The 1,222-nt window shown below is 67.2% G+C and carries 1 protein-coding gene; it reads right to left on the bottom strand.

Annotated features, from left to right (window positions below; all coding sequences use genetic code 11):
* Positions 1-1,222 (bottom strand): UvrD-helicase domain-containing protein (locus tag ACIPEK_RS46725; protein ID WP_402009164.1); only part of this gene is annotated, 1,222 nt, incomplete at both ends.

Raw genomic sequence — 1,222 nt, 5'->3', positions numbered from 1 at the left:
ACGGTCACCTCGGCTGTGTGTTCGTCGTCGAGCTGGTCGATTGCTTGGAGGATGGTGGTGGTGCCGTGGGTGTCGACGAGGTCGACGAGTGGCTGGAGGTCGCCGCCGGCCGGGTCGTGGCCGGCGTAGTCCTGCAGTTCGCCCCAGGTCGGGAAGAGGACGAGTTCGGGGTGGGATGTGCGGCGGCCCTCTTTGAGGTCGTTGGCGGCCCGGGCCAAGGCCCGCAGCGCTTCCCCTCCCCCGACCAGAGCTACGCGGTGGCCCATTTCGAGTAGTTGCATGACTTCGCGCATAGCGCCCACGTTGGTCCGGCACAGGACAGCGTCGGGGATCTCGACGGGACCGAGCTCGGTAGGGACCGTGTCGGTTCCTTCGAGGCGCAGGGGTGCGTCGGCGATGGTGAGCCAGCGGTTGGCTTCGGCTGCGAGGTGGGGTCCGAAGCGGAAGGATTTCGACAGGGTGAGTTGTGTGGCGTGGAAGGTGGTCATGACGTCGCGTGCTCCGCGCCATTGGTAGATGGCTTGTGCGGAGTCGCCGACCATGACCAGTTGGGCGTGGCTGCGCTGGTTGAGGAAGATTTCTTCGACGACGGGGTTGGTGTCCTGGGCTTCGTCGAGGAGGAGGAAGTCGGTGTTGATTTTGGGTTGGGTGAGGGCCCAGATCTTGAGGTAGTGGTCGTGGTCGAAGCGGACGGCTCCGTCGTCTGTGTGCTGGAGGTCGGTCCAGGCTCGGTGGGCGAAGGGCACGATGTGTTTGGTGAGTTGGGTGTGCAGGTCGGGGTCTTCGAGGCCGCGTAGGCGGGGGACGTGGTGGCGGGTGATGGTGGGTGCGGCGGAGTGGCAGAAGCTGGTTACGGTGCGCAGGGTGGCGTAGGAGAGGGCTTTGGGTGACAGGTCGCGTTCGCCGATGCGGATGGTTTTGTTGATCCCGAGTGCCTGGCCTGTCTGCCAGGCAGGGCGTCTGGGGGCGTTCAGGCGCCGGGCGTAGTGGTGGCCGAGGGCGGCGTAGGCCAGGGCGTGGGCGGTTTTGCAGGTGGCGGTGGAGGGGAAGCGTGCAGCGGCGTCCTGGGCGATGGCTTTGTTGTAGGCGAGGTAGCGGCCGCGGCGGTGTGTGTGGTGGGCGAGAAGGGCGAGGGTGCTGGTCTTGCCGGTGCCGGCGCCTGCTTGGAGGGCGAGGTGGTCGCCGGCGTGGAAGGCGTCGGCGGCGGCGGTCTGTTCGTCGG

It is taken from the genome of Streptomyces sp. NPDC088246 (genome assembly GCF_044741025.1).
Lineage (GTDB): Bacteria > Actinomycetota > Actinomycetes > Streptomycetales > Streptomycetaceae > Streptomyces.
Note: the sequence above shows the minus strand (reverse complement) of the source record. Positions and strands in the feature narration are given on the sequence as shown.